This window comes from Halomonas sp. hl-4, assembly GCF_900215475.1.
Taxonomy (GTDB): Bacteria; Pseudomonadota; Gammaproteobacteria; order Pseudomonadales; family Halomonadaceae; genus Vreelandella.
Genome location: NZ_LT907845.1, coordinates 936,835 through 951,722, shown reverse-complemented (window position 1 = coordinate 951,722; position 14,888 = coordinate 936,835). Strand labels below are relative to the sequence as shown.

17 protein-coding genes are annotated in these 14,888 nt (G+C 57.0%); 16 read left to right on the top strand and 1 reads right to left on the bottom strand.

The window, feature by feature from the left end:
• Positions 1–21: 21 nt before the first annotated feature.
• The gene (gene sppA, locus CPH17_RS04700) at positions 22–1,128 is read left to right on the top strand and encodes a signal peptide peptidase SppA (protein ID WP_074396695.1); all 1,107 of its coding nucleotides are present in this window, start codon (positions 22–24) and stop codon (positions 1,126–1,128) included.
• On the opposite strand, the gene CPH17_RS04695 is transcribed toward sppA, so the two are convergent.
• Positions 1,116–1,730, bottom strand: coding sequence for a Maf family protein (locus tag CPH17_RS04695; protein ID WP_074396694.1), 615 nt, complete (start codon positions 1,728–1,730; stop codon positions 1,116–1,118). The two genes, sppA and CPH17_RS04695, sit on opposite strands and share 13 nt — an antisense overlap.
• Before the next feature lie 155 nt (positions 1,731–1,885).
• Here CPH17_RS04695 and CPH17_RS04690 point away from each other — a divergent pair, with 155 nt between their 5' ends.
• From CPH17_RS04690 to CPH17_RS04620, 15 genes are all read left to right on the top strand, one after another.
• On the top strand, positions 1,886–2,413 hold the full coding sequence (locus tag CPH17_RS04690; protein ID WP_074396693.1) for a YceD family protein: 528 nt from the start codon (positions 1,886–1,888) through the stop codon (positions 2,411–2,413).
• A 34-nt stretch (positions 2,414–2,447) separates the two neighbouring features.
• Positions 2,448–2,618, top strand: coding sequence for a 50S ribosomal protein L32 (rpmF, locus tag CPH17_RS04685; protein WP_021820795.1), 171 nt, complete (start codon positions 2,448–2,450; stop codon positions 2,616–2,618).
• A gap of 42 nt (positions 2,619–2,660) precedes the next feature.
• On the top strand, positions 2,661–3,683 hold the full coding sequence (gene plsX / locus CPH17_RS04680; RefSeq protein ID WP_074396692.1) for a phosphate acyltransferase PlsX: 1,023 nt from the start codon (positions 2,661–2,663) through the stop codon (positions 3,681–3,683).
• A 132-nt stretch (positions 3,684–3,815) separates the two neighbouring features.
• Entirely contained in the window at positions 3,816–4,775 is a 960-nt protein-coding gene (gene fabD / locus CPH17_RS04675) for an ACP S-malonyltransferase (protein ID WP_074396691.1), read from the top strand.
• Between the two features lie 55 nt (positions 4,776–4,830).
• Positions 4,831–5,574: a 3-oxoacyl-ACP reductase FabG gene (gene fabG / locus CPH17_RS04670; protein ID WP_074396690.1), complete on the top strand. Its 744-nt coding sequence runs from the start codon at positions 4,831–4,833 to the stop codon at positions 5,572–5,574.
• Positions 5,575–5,698: 124 nt separating this feature from the next.
• Positions 5,699–5,932 carry an acyl carrier protein gene (gene acpP, locus CPH17_RS04665; protein WP_008956801.1) on the top strand — a complete coding sequence of 78 codons (234 nt, stop codon included), beginning with the start codon at positions 5,699–5,701 and terminating at the stop codon, positions 5,930–5,932.
• Between the two features lie 198 nt (positions 5,933–6,130).
• A complete protein-coding gene (gene fabF / locus CPH17_RS04660) occupies positions 6,131–7,369 on the top strand; it encodes a beta-ketoacyl-ACP synthase II (RefSeq protein WP_074396689.1) in 1,239 nt (412 codons plus the stop codon).
• Positions 7,370–7,375: 6 nt separating this feature from the next.
• On the top strand, positions 7,376–8,179 hold the full coding sequence (pabC, locus tag CPH17_RS04655; RefSeq protein ID WP_074396688.1) for an aminodeoxychorismate lyase: 804 nt from the start codon (positions 7,376–7,378) through the stop codon (positions 8,177–8,179).
• Between the two features lie 21 nt (positions 8,180–8,200).
• Complete coding sequence (gene mltG / locus CPH17_RS04650) at positions 8,201–9,211, top strand: endolytic transglycosylase MltG (protein ID WP_074396687.1); 1,011 nt, start codon at positions 8,201–8,203, stop codon at positions 9,209–9,211.
• Between the two features lie 20 nt (positions 9,212–9,231).
• Positions 9,232–9,885: a dTMP kinase gene (gene tmk, locus CPH17_RS04645; protein ID WP_172822134.1), complete on the top strand. Its 654-nt coding sequence runs from the start codon at positions 9,232–9,234 to the stop codon at positions 9,883–9,885.
• Complete coding sequence (locus CPH17_RS04640; protein WP_096298395.1) at positions 9,876–10,862, top strand: DNA polymerase III subunit delta'; 987 nt, start codon at positions 9,876–9,878, stop codon at positions 10,860–10,862. The genes tmk and CPH17_RS04640 overlap by 10 nt, the downstream gene beginning before the upstream one ends.
• A 23-nt stretch (positions 10,863–10,885) precedes the next feature.
• A complete protein-coding gene (locus CPH17_RS04635) occupies positions 10,886–11,221 on the top strand; it encodes a PilZ domain-containing protein (protein ID WP_074396684.1) in 336 nt (111 codons plus the stop codon).
• A 19-nt stretch (positions 11,222–11,240) separates the two neighbouring features.
• Complete coding sequence (locus CPH17_RS04630; protein ID WP_096298392.1) at positions 11,241–12,071, top strand: TatD family hydrolase; 831 nt, start codon at positions 11,241–11,243, stop codon at positions 12,069–12,071.
• Between the two features lie 28 nt (positions 12,072–12,099).
• The gene (locus tag CPH17_RS04625) at positions 12,100–12,675 is read left to right on the top strand and encodes a DUF1285 domain-containing protein (RefSeq protein WP_074396682.1); all 576 of its coding nucleotides are present in this window, start codon (positions 12,100–12,102) and stop codon (positions 12,673–12,675) included.
• Positions 12,672–14,858, top strand: coding sequence for an ATP-dependent helicase (locus CPH17_RS04620; RefSeq protein ID WP_096298390.1), 2,187 nt, complete (start codon positions 12,672–12,674; stop codon positions 14,856–14,858). The genes CPH17_RS04625 and CPH17_RS04620 overlap by 4 nt, the downstream gene beginning before the upstream one ends.
• Positions 14,859–14,888: the final 30 nt, after the last annotated feature.

Genomic DNA, 14,888 nt, shown 5'->3' with positions numbered 1-14,888 from the left:
GAACAGAGGAACGGATGAACTATGAAGGATGATGATTCGCGAAGCGATGCGTCTCAAGACACATCCTCCCCGACGGGGCACCAAGACGCTGAAGATCGTTGGACTCAGGGGCCCGAAGTGCCTCCCAAGGGGAGCAGCGACGTAGGGCAGCCCAGCGACGATGCTGCCACACTGCGTGAGCGCCAGCGGTTAGCGCAAATTGAAATGATGGATCACTGGATTGGCGGTGTTTTGGCCGAACAGCGCCGTTCGCGTCGCTGGAAGCTATTTTTTCGCTTATTGATGCTTAGTTTGCTCGCGGTGGCGCTGGGGTTAGGCTTTTACCAGTTTTATGCCCCGTCGACGGGAGCGCCCACGGACCAAGCACACCTTGCCCGAGTCGACGTCAACGGGGTGATCGCTGAGGATGCCCCGGCCAATGCCGAGCGTATTATCGAAGGGTTGCGCAATGCCTGGGAAGCCGATAGCGCCGAAGCAATAGTGCTGCATATTAATAGCCCAGGCGGCAGTCCTGTGCAGTCCCAGCGCATTTTTGCGGAAATCATGCGGCTTCGCGAGTCGGGCGATAAACCCATTGTGGCCGTTATTGAAGACATTGGTGCCAGTGGCGCTTATTACATAGCGGCGGCAGCTGACGATATCGTGGCATCGCCGGTGAGTCTCGTCGGTTCGATTGGGGTGATATATGCCGGCTTTGGGTTAGAAGAAGCCATTGACCGGGTAGGCGTTGAGCGGCGTGTGTTGACGGCAGGCGATAACAAGGCGTTTCTGGACCCCTTTCAACCGTTTGACGATGACGACGAGGCGTTTTGGCAGAGCGTGTTGAACAGCACACACCAGCAGTTTATTGATGATGTAAAAGCAGGGCGCGGTGATCGCTTAAGCGATAGCGACGATTTGTTTAGCGGCCTGGTATGGAGTGGCGAACAAGCCAAGGCGCTGGGGCTTGTTGATCAACTCGGGAGCATGGATGATGTAGCCCGCCAGTATGCCGACGAGGCTGAGTGGCAAAACTACACGCCGAGCCTGGATCCGTTTGATCGTATAACCCGGCGCTTCACTCAGACCGCTGCCCAGCTTCTGGGGGTGGATACGTCTCCTTCGCCGCTGCGCTTTCAAGCGCCTTGATCAATGCCAGCGCCAAGTGGGTCGAGGCCCGCTTGGCGCAGCATGTTGCAAAGCGCGATCAGCGGTAAGCCTATTAGTGCGTTCGGGTCGCGTCCCTCCAGGCGTTCGAAAAGACTAATGCCTAAGCCTTCCATGCGAAAACTTCCCGCGCTATCGAGGGGGCGCTCTTTGTTAACGTAAACACGAATTTCTGCGTCGCTTAGTTTTCTAAACACTACCTCAAACGGTTCCACGTGAGCCTGGTGGGTATGTTGGCGCGTATCGAGTAGCGCCAAGCCGGTAAGAAAGGTCACCCGCTGGCCAGAAAAACGTCTTAAATTATGTTCGGCGCGCTCAATAGTGTGGGGTTTGCCCAATATGTCGCCCTCAAAGACGGCCACCTGGTCGGAGCCGATGATGCAGTGGTGAGCAAAGCGGTCCGCCACCGCAGTGGCTTTGCTTAACGCCAGTCGATGCACTAGCTGGTGCGGCGTCTCGCCGCTTTGCGGTGTTTCATCAATGTCAGGCGAATAGCATTGATAGGGCATTTGCAGCCGGTCGAGTAGCTCACGGCGCGAACGTGAACTTGAGGCTAATACCAGTTCAGGCGTTGCGTTAGGCATGCGGTTTTCCTTTCTGGGGCAAGTGTCTTTGTGACTCAAGGGGCGACGTTTGTATCCCGTGTGCCCAAGCCAGCGCCTTATCTTATCCCACGACCGCAAAGAATTGTGGCCTTAGCTTTGACACCAGCATGGGGAGTGCCTATCATTGCGCGCCTATGTTGACCTCACAACTCCCCAGCCGGGTCGAGCCCTATAAGCTTGCAGCCCGCCGCGAACGACTCGAAGGCCTGGTGGCGCTTAATAAGCTGCCGCGCCTTGCCGAAGAAGCCGGTAACCAATCGGGCGACTGTCTCGTCGTGCTCGAATTTGGTGTTGATGCTCAAGGGCGACGTGAAATTCGTGGTCACCTGCAAGCAACGTTGGCGCTTCCGTGCCGCCGTTGTCTGGAGCCGCTCAGCCAAGATGTCACCAGCGACTTTCTGTTAGGGATGGTCGCTGATGAAAGCTTGGCCGCAGAGCTGCCAGCCAGTCACGAGCCGGTGCTGGTGGAACATGAACAGCTGGACTTGCTGACGGTCGTTGAGGATGAATTAATCCTCAGCCTGCCCCAAGTGGTATATCACGAGGAAGCAGAGTGCCACGTTTCGGCGGAACAACTGGTCAGCAAGACAGAAGGCGGGGAAGAAGAAACAGCCCCCGCCAATCCTTTCGCGGTGCTTAGCACGCTGAAAGGCAAGAAGTAAGCACCCATAATCCGACAGACCCTGGAGTACTCCCATGGCAGTTCAGCAGAATCGTAAAACTCGTTCCAAGCGCGGTATGCGTCGCAGCCACGATGCGCTAAGCGCTCCTACGCTGTCTCAAGACAAAGAAACCGGCACGACTCACCTGCGTCACCATGTTTCGCCGGATGGTTTCTACCGCGGTCGTAAGGTAGTAGACGCATAAAGCGTCTTTACCTATCGATTCGACTAAACGAATGGGTGCTATGTGCGCCTAGCAATTGATGTGATGGGGGGCGACCAAGGCCCCCGCGCGCTAATTGAAGGGGCTGCCAGGGCCGTCACCGATACCCCTGGCTTAGAACTGATTCTGTTTGGTCCGCATCAGCAGATCGATGCTGAACTTTTGCGTTTGCCGCGGCCTCTGGCTGCGGCAACGTCACGTTTAGCGGTTCACGATGTGGTTGATAGCATGGCGCCCACGGCAACAGCCGCCTGGGCGTTGCGCCATGGCCAATCGACCAGCATGGCGCAGATGCTGCGCTGTGTGGCCTTAGGTGATGCCCAGGCGGGCGTGAGCGTTGGCAACACCGCTGCCCTCGTGGCCCTTTCACGGCGTGAGCTGGGTACGCTTGCGGGAATGTCGCGACCGGCTATCAGTACGGCAATCCCTGCGCGTCATGGTCGCCACTGCTATTTGCTGGATTTAGGCGCGAATGTCGACTCTCCTGCCAGTCGTCTGGTCGAGTTTGCATTGATGGGGGCGGCAATGGCGCAGCAGATGGATGGCGTCGACCGGCCACGTGTGGCGCTGCTGAACGTTGGTGCAGAGTCAACCAAAGGCAGCGCCAGTGTGCGAGAGGCCGATAGGTTATTGCGTGACTCGGCGGCGACCTTGCCATTTGCTTATTGTGGCTATGCCGAAGGAGGCGATATCTTCCAGGGCGAACTGGATGTGATCGTCTGCGATGGCTTTGCGGGCAACGCCGTGCTCAAAGCCAGTGAAGGCTTGGCCAGTATGTTGATCGAGCGCGTACAGCTGGTCTTTTCGTCACGCCTAAGAGGGCGTTTGGCGAGCTGGATCGCCAAGCCAGTGTTAAAGCACTTAAAACAAGAGCTAGACCCGGTGCGCTACAACGGTGCCAGCTTGTTAGGTCTGCAGGGTATTGTGGTGAAAAGCCACGGTGGTACCCATGCAGATGGCTTTTACTATGCTATTCGCCGCGCTATGCAGGAGGTTGAGCATAACCTGCCTGAGCGGCTTGCCAAATGCTGGTCTTTTTATGGGTAGCGCCTAATTCATAGGTGTAATGATCAGGTCATTGCGCCGCACGTTAGCGGGTTATGTCGAGTAGCAGGATGTGCCCATAACCGCGTCTATCGCTCAATTGAGCAAATGCCTACAAGAGCAAAGGTGAACGACATGTCTCAACCCCTTGCCCTCATCTTTCCCGGGCAGGGCTCTCAGCAGCTTGGAATGCTGCGTGAGCTTGCCGAACGTTACAGCGTAGTGGGAACGACCTTTGAGGAAGCTTCGGATGCGTTACGCTACGATTTGTGGAAAGTCGTTCAAGAGGGGCCAGAAGCCTCTTTAAACGCTACCGAATGCACTCAGCCAGCGTTGCTATCTGCCAGTATCGCGATATGGCGTGTCTGGCAAGAGCTGGAAGGTCCGCGGCCAACCGTCATGGCGGGTCACAGCCTGGGTGAATACAGCGCCATGGTGTGCGCGGGTGTGCTTGGGTTTGCCGAGGGCGTTAAGTTAGTCCGCCTGCGGGGAGATGCCATGCAGCAAGCGGTGCCCGCAGGAGAAGGCGGTATGGCCGCTATTTTGGGCCTGGATAACGCTTCAGTGGAGGCTGCCTGTGCCAAGGCGGCGCAGGGTGAGGTGGTATCAGCGGTTAACTATAATGCCCCAGGGCAGGTAGTGATTGCTGGCGGCAAGGCAGCCGTAGAGCGGGCGATTGCGGCTTGCCAGGACGCGGGTGCTAAGCGTGCGATGCCACTACCCGTTTCGGTCCCTTCACATTGTGATCTCATGCGCCCGGCGGCAGAACGCTTGGCAGCAGCGATGCAGAACATTGAACTACGTCCCCCACGCTATACCGTCATCCAAAACGTTGATGCTGAGGCGCATGCCGATGTTGACACGCTGCGCACCCGTTTGATTGAGCAGCTATATCAACCCGTGCGCTGGACGTCTTGCGTTGAAGCGATGGCGGCCCAGGGCGCTAATGTGTTTATTGAGTGCGGCCCGGGCAAAGTGCTCACCGGCTTGAATAAGCGTATTGTGCGCGGCAGTAAAAGCTTGGCGGTTAACGATCCCGATAGCTTAGATGCAGCGCTTGAGTTAGCCCGCGATGCGTTGGCTGATAATGCATGATAAGTGGTAAGTTTCCGCTATCCTTGCTTGTTTACATGGCGAAAGGCAGGACCTTATGACCCAAGAACGTAGAGTAGCCCTCGTCACAGGGGCGAGCCGTGGCATCGGCCGAGCCGTCGCTCACGAGCTGAGTCGCCAGGGGCGTATTGTTGTCGGCACGGCGACCACCGACGCCGGTGCTGAAAAAATCGATGCCGACTTCGCGGCCCAAGGTATTGAAGGGGCCGGCTTGTGCCTGAACGTGACCGATCAGGCGAGTATCGACAGCGTTTTAAAAACCATCGCTGAGCGGTTTTCCGCACCGACAATTTTGATCAACAACGCTGGCATTACCCGTGATAACTTGTTGATGCGTATGAAAGAGGACGAGTGGGACTCGGTGATGGACACCAATCTCAAATCCGTCTACCGGGTTAGCAAAGCGTGTCTGCGGGGGATGACCAAGGCGCGTTTTGGGCGTATCGTATCGATCAGTTCGGTAGTGGCGACCATGGGCAACCTGGGCCAAACTAACTATGCGGCGGCTAAGGCCGGTATGGAAGGGTTTAGCCGGGCGCTAGCCCGTGAAGTTGCCTCGCGGGCCATTACGGTTAATTCGGTGGCGCCGGGCTTTATCGCCACCGATATGACCGAAGCGCTGCCGGAAGCGCAGCACGAGATGCTGTTGAAACAAATTCCGTTGGCGCGCTTAGGCTCTGCGGATGAAATTGCTGCTGCGGTTGGTTTTCTGGCCAGCGATGCGGCAGGATATATCACCGGAGAGACGCTGCACGTTAATGGCGGCATGAATATGCGTTGATGGCCTTTAGTTTGGCGGTTGCGTCAGCTTAAGGGCGTCTATAAACTACCCCGCAGCTTTTGGCTTGCGGTTCCCAAATAGCTGGTTATCCAAAACGGCTAATGTGAATGACTGGAGTACGTTGATGAGTACTATTGAAGAGCGCGTAAAGAAAGTAGTGGCTGAGCGCCTGAACGTTAAAGAAGAAGATATCCAGAACAGTTCTTCTTTTACTGAAGATCTGGGTGCTGACTCGCTTGACACAGTTGAGCTCGTCATGGCGCTGGAAGAAGAATTCGATACTGAGATTCCGGACGAAGAAGCCGAGAAAATCACTACGGTTCAAGAAGCCATCGACTACGTTAACGCCCATCAGTAAGGGGTAGTTGATGCATCGAACCCGGGTAGGTGGCTTTATGTCTACCCGCATTAAAAAGCCGTCCTTCCGTAGGACGGCTTTTTTTGCTTTGCGGTCCCACTGAATATAACGTTCAATCTCCGTTATACTAGCGACAACATTGACGGCTGCTAATGACCCACAAGGGTCGAGTCACCATGGATGCCTGGAGGAAACTTGATGGCACGAAGAAGGGTAGTGGTAACTGGGTTAGGCCTGGTGACCCCAGTTGGAAATACAGTTCAAGCGTCGTGGGCCAATATTGTGGCCGGGCAAAGCGGTATTGCGCCGATTGAGCATTTCGATACCAGCGGTTTTAACACGCGCTTTGGTGGGTCGGTTAAAGATTTTGATATTAGCCCGTATCTGAACCCCAAAGACGCCCGCAAGATGGACCTGTTCATTCAGTACGGTATGGCGGCGGGTGGCCAAGCGATTCAGGATTCAGGTATTGAATGTACCGATGCCAACGCTGATCGCATTGGTGTAGCCATTGGGTCGGGCATTGGCGGTCTGCCAATGATCGAGCACAACCACAATGCGCTGAATAAAGGCGGAGCACGGCGTATCTCGCCCTTCTTTGTTCCTGGGTCCATCATCAATATGATCTCGGGCAATATGGCGATTCAGCATGGCTTTAAAGGGCCCAATATTGCGATCACCACGGCCTGCACAACAGGCACTCATAACATTGGCTATAGCGCACGCACCATTGCCTATGGCGATGCTGATGTGATGGTGTGTGGCGGAGCAGAAATGGCCACTACGCCGCTTGGCCTGGGTGGCTTTTCTGCTGCTCGCGCGCTCTCTACGCGCAATGACGACCCCCAAGCCGCTAGTCGTCCTTGGGACGCCGACCGTGATGGCTTTGTATTGTCAGACGGAGCGGGTGTGCTGGTGCTTGAAGAACTCGAGCACGCCAAAGCACGCGGCGCGACCATCTACGCCGAACTGGCGGGTTTTGGTATGAGCGATGACGCTTATCATATGACGGCGCCGCCTGAAGATGGCAGTGGTGCCGCGCTGTCGATGAGCAACGCCATCAAGGATGCGCAGATTAATCCTGACGAGGTGGATTATATCAATGCCCACGGCACCTCAACGGCCGCTGGCGATTTAGCCGAAAGCCGTGCCGTCGAGCGCGTTATGGGGCAGGCGGCTCAGCGGGTGGCGGTCAGTTCGACCAAGTCGATGATTGGTCACCTGCTGGGTGCCGCGGGTGCGGTCGAGGCAGTGTTTAGCGTGCTGGCCATTCGCGACCAGGTCGCACCTCCCACCATTAACCTGGATACGCCTCAGGAAGGCTGCCGACTCGATTATGTGCCTCACGCTGCCCGTGATATGCCTATCGATGTCGCGCTGTCGAACTCCTTTGGCTTTGGTGGGACCAACGGGTCACTGCTATTCAAAAAGGTGTAACTTCCTATGAGTCAGCCCTGGGTACCTTTTGATGACCGTGGGCTGGCCTATGGTGATGGCGTATTTGAAACCGTGCTGCTGCGCGAAGGCCAACCGGTACTTTGGCGGCAGCATGTCGAACGCCTGCAGCTGGGTTGTCAGCGGTTGGCGATCGATCCTCCCTCGGAGGCGGCATTATCGGCCACTTGGCAAGCGCTGCCCACGGCTACTTGGGAGGTGCTTAAAATCATCGTCACCCGTGGTAGTGGCGGCCGTGGCTATGCGGCTCCCGACGTGGCGGCGCCGCGTCTTATCAGCCGCCGTACACCTTTTCAGCCGGACCCATCGGCCTGGGCACAGGGCGTCAGCGTGCGTGTCTGTTCGCTGCGCCTGGCCCGACAACCTTGCTTGGCAGGTATTAAACATCTTAACCGCCTTGAAAATGTGCTGGCTCGCCAGGAGTTGCAAACACCTGCCTACCGTGAAGGCCTGTTGGCCGATTGCCACGGATGGATGGTGGAGGCCACCAGCATGAATCTTTTTTGGCAGCAGGAGGGGCGCATCATGACGCCTATCTTGGATCACTGCGGCGTCGCAGGAACGCTGCGTGCCGCATTGATTGATGCGCAGCTAGTAACGCCGGCGCAGTTGGCGTTGGATGACGTCGCTGCAGTGGATCGGCTTTGGCTGGCGAACTCTGTTCAGGGGGTGTGGCCGGTCAATGACGTATGGACGGCTCAAGGCGAATGCCTACGTCGCTGGGAGCCCACTAAGCCAGATCCCTTGCAAGCAGTGGCGCACCCATTGATGGGATATCCTGCAACGCCTTAACGCATTGAATATTGAGGTCTCATAGTGAAACGCATCTTGGCGGCTCTTGCCGTGGTAGTGGTCATCGGCGTTGTCGGTACTGCTGGTGGCTATGCCTATTGGCAGCAGCGGCTTAATACGCCATTGACGATTGAGGAACCCGTGCTTTACCAAGTCCCCTCGGGTGCCGGTTTTAGCCGCGTAATCAGCGAGCTGGAAGCGCGGGGGGTGATTGATGATGCCTGGGCATTTCGTGTGCTAAGTAAGCTGGAGCCAGAAAAACTGCCCAGCCTGCGCACCGGTGAATACCTCCTCGAGCCTAGTATGACCGGCATGGAGCTGTTGGCGCTGCTCGACAGTAACGACGTTGTCACTTATCCGCTGACCATTCCTGAAGGATGGACGTTTCGTCAGATGCGCGAGCAACTTGCAAATGCCCCAAAGCTTGAGCAGCGCACGGCTGATATGAGCGATGAAGACGTCATGGCATTGCTTGATCGGGAGGGCACCTATCCTGAAGGCTGGTTTTTCCCCGATACCTATCGCTATCACCTGGGCATGAGTGATGTTGATATCCTCCGTCAGTCGCTCAACCGCATGGAGCGTATGCTTAAAGAGGTGTGGGCTGAGCGTGACGATGATCTGACCATTGATTCACCCTATGAAGCGCTGATTATGGCGTCGTTGATCGAACGTGAAACCGGGGCGCCGGAAGAGCGGCGAGAGATTGCGGGCGTATTCAAGCGGCGGATGGAGCGCGGCATGCGTTTGCAAACCGACCCTACCGTTATTTATGGCATGGGAACTCGCTACGAGGGGAAGATCACCCGGGCTGACCTGCGCCAGTCGACGGCTTACAACACCTACGTGATTGAGGGGCTACCGCCTACGCCTATTGCCATGCCGGGGCGGGCCTCGCTGGAAGCCGCGGTAAATCCTTTGCCGGGCGATACGTTGTATTTTGTCTCACGGGGAGACGGCACCCATCAATTTTCGAGTACGTTGCGCGAACATAATAATGCCGTGAATCGGTATATCCGTAATCGTGACTAACAACGTTACCAGAGGCAATGATGACGAAGCGCGGTCGTTTTATCACGTTAGAAGGCGGTGAAGGCGTGGGTAAATCCACCAATATGCAGTTTGTGGTGGCCTGGCTGGAAGCCCAGGGGGTAGAGGTGGTCGCCACTCGTGAGCCCGGTGGTACGCCACGTGCAGAGGCGATTCGCCAACTGCTGCTCGACCCCGCTCCTGATGAGTGGCTACATACCGATGCTGAGTTGCTGCTTATGTTCGCCGCCCGGGCCCAGCACCTGGCCGAGAAAATTCTGCCGGCACTCGCACGGGGGGCTTGGGTAGTGTGTGACCGCTTTACTGATGCCACCTACGCGTATCAAGGCGGTGGCCGTGGGATTCCGGTAGAACGGATTGCGGCCCTTGAGGATTTTGTTCAGAAGGGCCTCACTCCCGATGTAACGCTACTGTTGGATATGCCCCAAGAGGCCGCTAAACAACGCCTGGAAGCACGGCTGCGTGATCAGCATACTCAGCGAGACCGGTTTGAGCAGGAGCAGGCAGACTTTTTTCAGTCCGTACGAAGCGCCTACTTAGCACGGGCGAAACAATCGCCCGAAAGGTTTGCCGTGATTAATGCCGACCAACCTCTTGCCGCCGTTCAGTCCGATATCCGCGACACTCTAGCCGGGCGAGTTTCGCTATGGGATTAAGCGGCGTATTGCCATGGCATCAGGCGACGTGGCAGCAGTTATGTCGTCTTGCCGACACCGATCGAATGCCCCACGCCTTGTTGTTCAGCGGCGAGCATGGTGTAGGCAAGCAGCGCTTGGCAGAGGCACTGATTGAACGAACGATGTGTGCTGCTCCTGGCGACCAGGCCTGTGGCCATTGCCGCAGTTGCCAACTGCTGACTTCTGGCTCCCACCCCGACCTACTGCGTATTTCACCTGAGGAAGGCAAGCGCCACATTCGTATTGATACCATCCGCGAAGTCAATCGCTTCGTCTCGCAAACAGCGCAGCAAGGCGGTTATCGTGTGATCATTATTTCGCCCGCTGAAGCGATGAACGTAGCCGCCTCTAATGCGTTGTTGAAAAGCTTGGAGGAGCCGGGGCAGCAAACGTTATTTATTTTGCTGGCGGATGTGCCATCAAGGGTGTTGCCGACCATTCGTTCACGCTGTCAGCAGTGGACGCTGCCCAGCGTGGCAATAGACGACTGCCTTGGTTGGTTGACCGAGCAGTTGGCAAGCGAAGACGAGGCCCGCTTTTGGTGGCAGGTGTCAGGTGGGTTGCCGTTAAGCGCGGTTGAGCTGGCGGCTCCCGATGCACGCGCTTTACGCCACCAATTGCATGACTGTTTCGAGCAGCTGGTGCGCGGTGGCGAGCCGGTGGCGGAAGCCGCGCGATTAGACCGCCAGGCGATAGACGCCATTTTATGGTACGGTATCGCCTGGCTGGAAGACCTGATTAGGTTGGGCTTGTCAGGCACCACCGCCTCCTTACGTAACCCGGATTTACTCCCGCTTTATCGTCAAGCGGTGAAAAATGCCCGGGTGCGGGATTGGTTTAAACTGCTGGATTATGCCCGCGAGCAACGCCGATTGCTTGCCGTGGGCGCTAACCCTAATCCGCAGTTGGTGTTAGAAGCGTGGCTAGTGCGCTGGTCGGCCTTACTACGCTCTTAAGCTTGGCGAATCGATGAGGTGTTATGGCAACGCAAAAAGCGCTCTCGCTCACGGTGCCCGATGTACCCACGTTATTGTCTGCCTACATGCCTTTTCTCGACCGAGGTGGCATGTTTATCCCTACGCGCGGCCTTTATGAATTAGGCCAAACCGTTTATTTACTGCTGACACTACCGGGCGAGAGCGAGCGTCTTTCGCTTAGCGGCGAGGTTATTTGGGTGTCTCCCGATGGCGTCAGCGGGCGACGCATGCCCGGAATTGGTATCCATTTCAATGCGCAGGATTATACGGTGCGAGACCGCATTGAAACCCTATTGGCGGGCCAGTTAGACAAGGCCGCGCCCTCATTTACTCTTTAATGCCCACCTTGAGAGCGACATGTTTGCTGATTCCCACTGTCACCTGGACCGCTTATCCGATACCACCCACAATGGCAGCCTTGCGGCGACGCTGGCGGCGGCTCGTAACGTTGGCGTTAATCAGTTTCTTGCGATTTCCGTGACGCTCGAGGATATGCCTACGCTTGCCGAGATTGCCAGGGCACACGAGGATGTGGTGATATCAGCGGGTCAGCATCCGCTTCATGAAGCATCGGTTGAGCCCAGCGTTAGCGATATTCAAGAAGCCGCTGAACAATTCGGCGCGGTGGCCATTGGCGAGACGGGCCTTGATTACCATTATGCCGATCGCGTGCCGGCGGCGGTTCAGCACGAACGCTTTAAAAGGCATCTGATGGCGGCTCGGGAACTCGAATTGCCGGTCGTGGTGCATACCCGAGAGGCTAAAGAAGACACGCTGGCGTTACTGCGCGAACACTGTGATCCGCGTATTGGCGGCGTGCTGCACTGCTTTACAGAAGACATTGAAATGGCTCGAGAAGCCGTGCGGCTGGGCTTTTATATTTCATTGTCGGGTATCGTCACCTTCAATAGCGCCGAGTCGCTACGTGAGCTGGCACGCAAGCTACCCCTTGACCGGCTATTGATCGAGACCGACAGCCCCTACTTGGCGCCGGTGCCACACCGTGGCAAACCCAATGAACCTGCTTGGGTAGTCGAAGTGGCCGAGTGTATTGCCCAAGCGCGAGATATTAGCGTGGATGAAGTGGCGATGCAGACCACTGCCAATTTCTATCAGCTATTTCGTGGCGCAGTGCCTGAGGCACCTGAGCAGGTTAAACAAGCGTTGGCAGACGCGGGCCTCGTATAGCGCAAGTTGGCACGGGCGGGATAATACGATGAACATAGATCGATTGCTTGATTATCGTCAGGGAGCGTCTAGCATACCGCCGCTCAATGACTGGCAGCCAGCGTTGTCGGGGGACATGGATATACGTATCGATGCGCAAGGAGGCTGGTGGCACGAAGGCCAGCCTTTTGCCCGTGCAAGCATTGCGCGGCTGCTGTCTACCCTGCTGCGCCATGATGCCGAGGGATACTGCTTGGTGACGCCTGTTGAGCGCTGGCGTATTCAGGTGGATGATCGGCCGCTGGTCGCCGTTGAGGCCGATTTTCACGATGATGCGTGGTGGTTAACGACCCAGTTTGATGATGTTGTGCGCCTGGATCACGAACACCCGCTAGCCTTGACGCACACGCCACAGGGCGACCGAGTGCCGGAAATTGCCGTACGGTTCGGGCTCGCTGCCCGCTTGCATCGCCACGTTTATTATCAACTGGCCGAGGCCGCCTCGCTACGCGAAGCAGAGACGGGCCAGCAGGCATTGAGTGTCTACAGCGCCGGTCAATGGCATCCTTTGGGTTACCTCGACGCGGGTGATCTTGATGGGTTAGCGGCCAGAGAGGAGTCGTGAAGTTAACCGCCGAACAGCAAGCTGTCATTCACCATGCGCACGGCCATGCCCGCGTCGCGGCCGTTGCTGGAGCGGGTAAGACGACGACGATGGCAGCGCGTGTCCTTCACCTGCTCGCAAGCGGTGTTCCACCCAAGCGCATCCTGGTGCTGATGTTTAACCGTTCCGCACGGGATGATTTTCAGCGCCGCCTGGTCAGCATGGCGCCGCCTGGGCAGGCGCTACCTGATGTACGCACCTTCCATTCGCTGGGTCACCGGCTAACCCAAAGCCTGAGTCGCTGGGGCGCCTTGGCTCCGCGGCGGCTGTTGTCGGCGGAATGGCAACTGGAACGCCTGCTTCGCCAAGCCAGCTTGAACGTTCTTAGCGATGCTGTTGAGCGGCGCGATGCAGCGCTTGAGGGAGATCGACTCGAAGCCTTGGCGCATTTTTGCGGCTTGGTAAAAGCCGAAATGCTGACTCCTGAAGCACTATACGAGCGCCTTCATTACGACCCCGATACCGACTATTTCCCCGCCGCTTTCAACGAAGCCGAGCGACTCTTGGATAGCGAAAGGGTGATGACCTATGCCGATCTGCTTTATCGCCCGTTACAGGTGTTAGAAGCTGACAGCGCGTTACGTGGCCGGGTAGAAGGCTTCTTGGATCACGTTATTATCGATGAGTATCAGGATATTAACGCGGCCCAGCAGCGACTGCTGGCGGTATTGGCGGGTAGCCGGGCGTCGGTGATGGCGGTTGGTGATGCCAATCAATGCATCTACGAGTGGCGAGGCGCACGGCCGGATACTATGCTGGAGAATTTTACCGCCACCTTTGGTCAAGCCACCGATTACCCCCTTTCAACTACATTTCGTCATGGTCATGCCCTGGCGCTGGCGGCCAACCATGCGATTGCTGCCAATCAAAGACGACCCGATCAGTTATGTTTGGCGGCGACGCAAAACCCCGATACCCGCTTGGCAGTGGGGCAGGGCGGTCGTCAGTTGCTGGATGCGTTAAGCGATTGGCAAGCCCAGGGTCGGGCTTTAAGCGATGTGAGTCTGTTGGTACGCAGTTGGGCGCTGTCGGTCCCGTTCCAGCTGGCGCTATTACAAGCGGGAATACCGTTTCGGCTGGCTCGGGAAGACCGGTTTGTATTCCGCCTGCCTTTGGTTCAGGCATTGGCGGGTTATTTAAAACTTTCCCGACGCCCGGCCTTGCTGCAGAACCCCGAGCAGTTGACTCTACTGCTGGCGCAGCCGACCCCCTTTGTGGCCCGCGAGCGCCTGCAGCGCCTGGCGCATCAGCTCGCCAGCCGTCAAGCGTGGCCAGAGCGTCACGATCCGGTGATTAGCGATTTAAAACCCATTCAACGACGCACGCTAAAAAAACGTTGGGCCTTACTGTGCGAGCTACCGCAGCTAAGCGCGTGGCCGCCCGCCAAGCTATTGCAGCACGTTGTAGACACCATCGAGGCCGAGAAAACCCTAAAACGCGCTGCAGCGCGTCGTGATAAAGGTGAGGAAGACGTGCGCTTGCTGGATGTGCTCATTGAACAGGCACAAAGCGTTGAAGACCCGGATGCCTTTATCGAGTTATTAGAGCGCCCCGTCGAGAATCAGGCGGCGGGTGTATTGGTGAGCACCGTGCATGGCGCCAAGGGGCTCGAATGGCCATTTGTCGCCGTTGCAGGCGTTAATGAAGAAGATTTTCCTTATTATAGCCGGGATAACCCGCTTACTGATGACCGCCTGGAAGAAGAGCGGCGGCTGTTTTATGTGGCGATTACGCGCTCAAAAGAACGGCTGCTGGTGTTGCATGATGGCGGGTCGCATCGCCCCAGCCGCTTTATTGCCGAAAGTGCATGGCAGGATAGCATGCAAGTGGCAGCATGCTTGACCAGCCCCAACTCGCCATCCCCAACGGTCTCAGTGACCGAGCCGGCGCTGGTGCAGCGCTATCTCACTCAACTGGGCCGTGACGATATCGTGCTGTCAGCGCCTGAGGTTCAAGCACCTAAAGCGGCATATAACGCAAACGCGTTCTATCCCGGCCAGCGGCTGCATCATGCCGTGTTCGGTGAGGGCGAGGTGGCGACGGTGGAGGGCAACCCCAGTGATCCGGTGATCGACGTGCGTTTTGATCAAGCGGGGCGCCGACGGTTGATTGCCAGTCGTGCGCCCATCGAACGATTGGCCTGAGCAAAACACAATACCCCCGCGCCAGGATGC

What these genes read in the sequence shown, in the direction of transcription:
- sppA (WP_074396695.1), top strand. Translation starts at nt 22, where the DNA reads ATGAAGGATGATGATTCGCGAAGCGATGCGTCTCAAGACACATCCTCC.
- CPH17_RS04695 (WP_074396694.1), bottom strand. Translation starts at nt 1,730, where the DNA reads ATGCCTAACGCAACGCCTGAACTGGTATTAGCCTCAAGTTCACGTTCG.
- CPH17_RS04690 (WP_074396693.1), top strand. Translation starts at nt 1,886, where the DNA reads ATGTTGACCTCACAACTCCCCAGCCGGGTCGAGCCCTATAAGCTTGCA.
- rpmF (WP_021820795.1), top strand. Translation starts at nt 2,448, where the DNA reads ATGGCAGTTCAGCAGAATCGTAAAACTCGTTCCAAGCGCGGTATGCGT.
- fabD (WP_074396691.1), top strand. Translation starts at nt 3,816, where the DNA reads ATGTCTCAACCCCTTGCCCTCATCTTTCCCGGGCAGGGCTCTCAGCAG.
- fabG (WP_074396690.1), top strand. Translation starts at nt 4,831, where the DNA reads ATGACCCAAGAACGTAGAGTAGCCCTCGTCACAGGGGCGAGCCGTGGC.
- acpP (WP_008956801.1), top strand. Translation starts at nt 5,699, where the DNA reads ATGAGTACTATTGAAGAGCGCGTAAAGAAAGTAGTGGCTGAGCGCCTG.
- fabF (WP_074396689.1), top strand. Translation starts at nt 6,131, where the DNA reads ATGGCACGAAGAAGGGTAGTGGTAACTGGGTTAGGCCTGGTGACCCCA.
- pabC (WP_074396688.1), top strand. Translation starts at nt 7,376, where the DNA reads ATGAGTCAGCCCTGGGTACCTTTTGATGACCGTGGGCTGGCCTATGGT.
- tmk (WP_172822134.1), top strand. Translation starts at nt 9,232, where the DNA reads ATGACGAAGCGCGGTCGTTTTATCACGTTAGAAGGCGGTGAAGGCGTG.
- CPH17_RS04640 (WP_096298395.1), top strand. Translation starts at nt 9,876, where the DNA reads ATGGGATTAAGCGGCGTATTGCCATGGCATCAGGCGACGTGGCAGCAG.
- CPH17_RS04635 (WP_074396684.1), top strand. Translation starts at nt 10,886, where the DNA reads ATGGCAACGCAAAAAGCGCTCTCGCTCACGGTGCCCGATGTACCCACG.
- CPH17_RS04630 (WP_096298392.1), top strand. Translation starts at nt 11,241, where the DNA reads ATGTTTGCTGATTCCCACTGTCACCTGGACCGCTTATCCGATACCACC.
- CPH17_RS04625 (WP_074396682.1), top strand. Translation starts at nt 12,100, where the DNA reads ATGAACATAGATCGATTGCTTGATTATCGTCAGGGAGCGTCTAGCATA.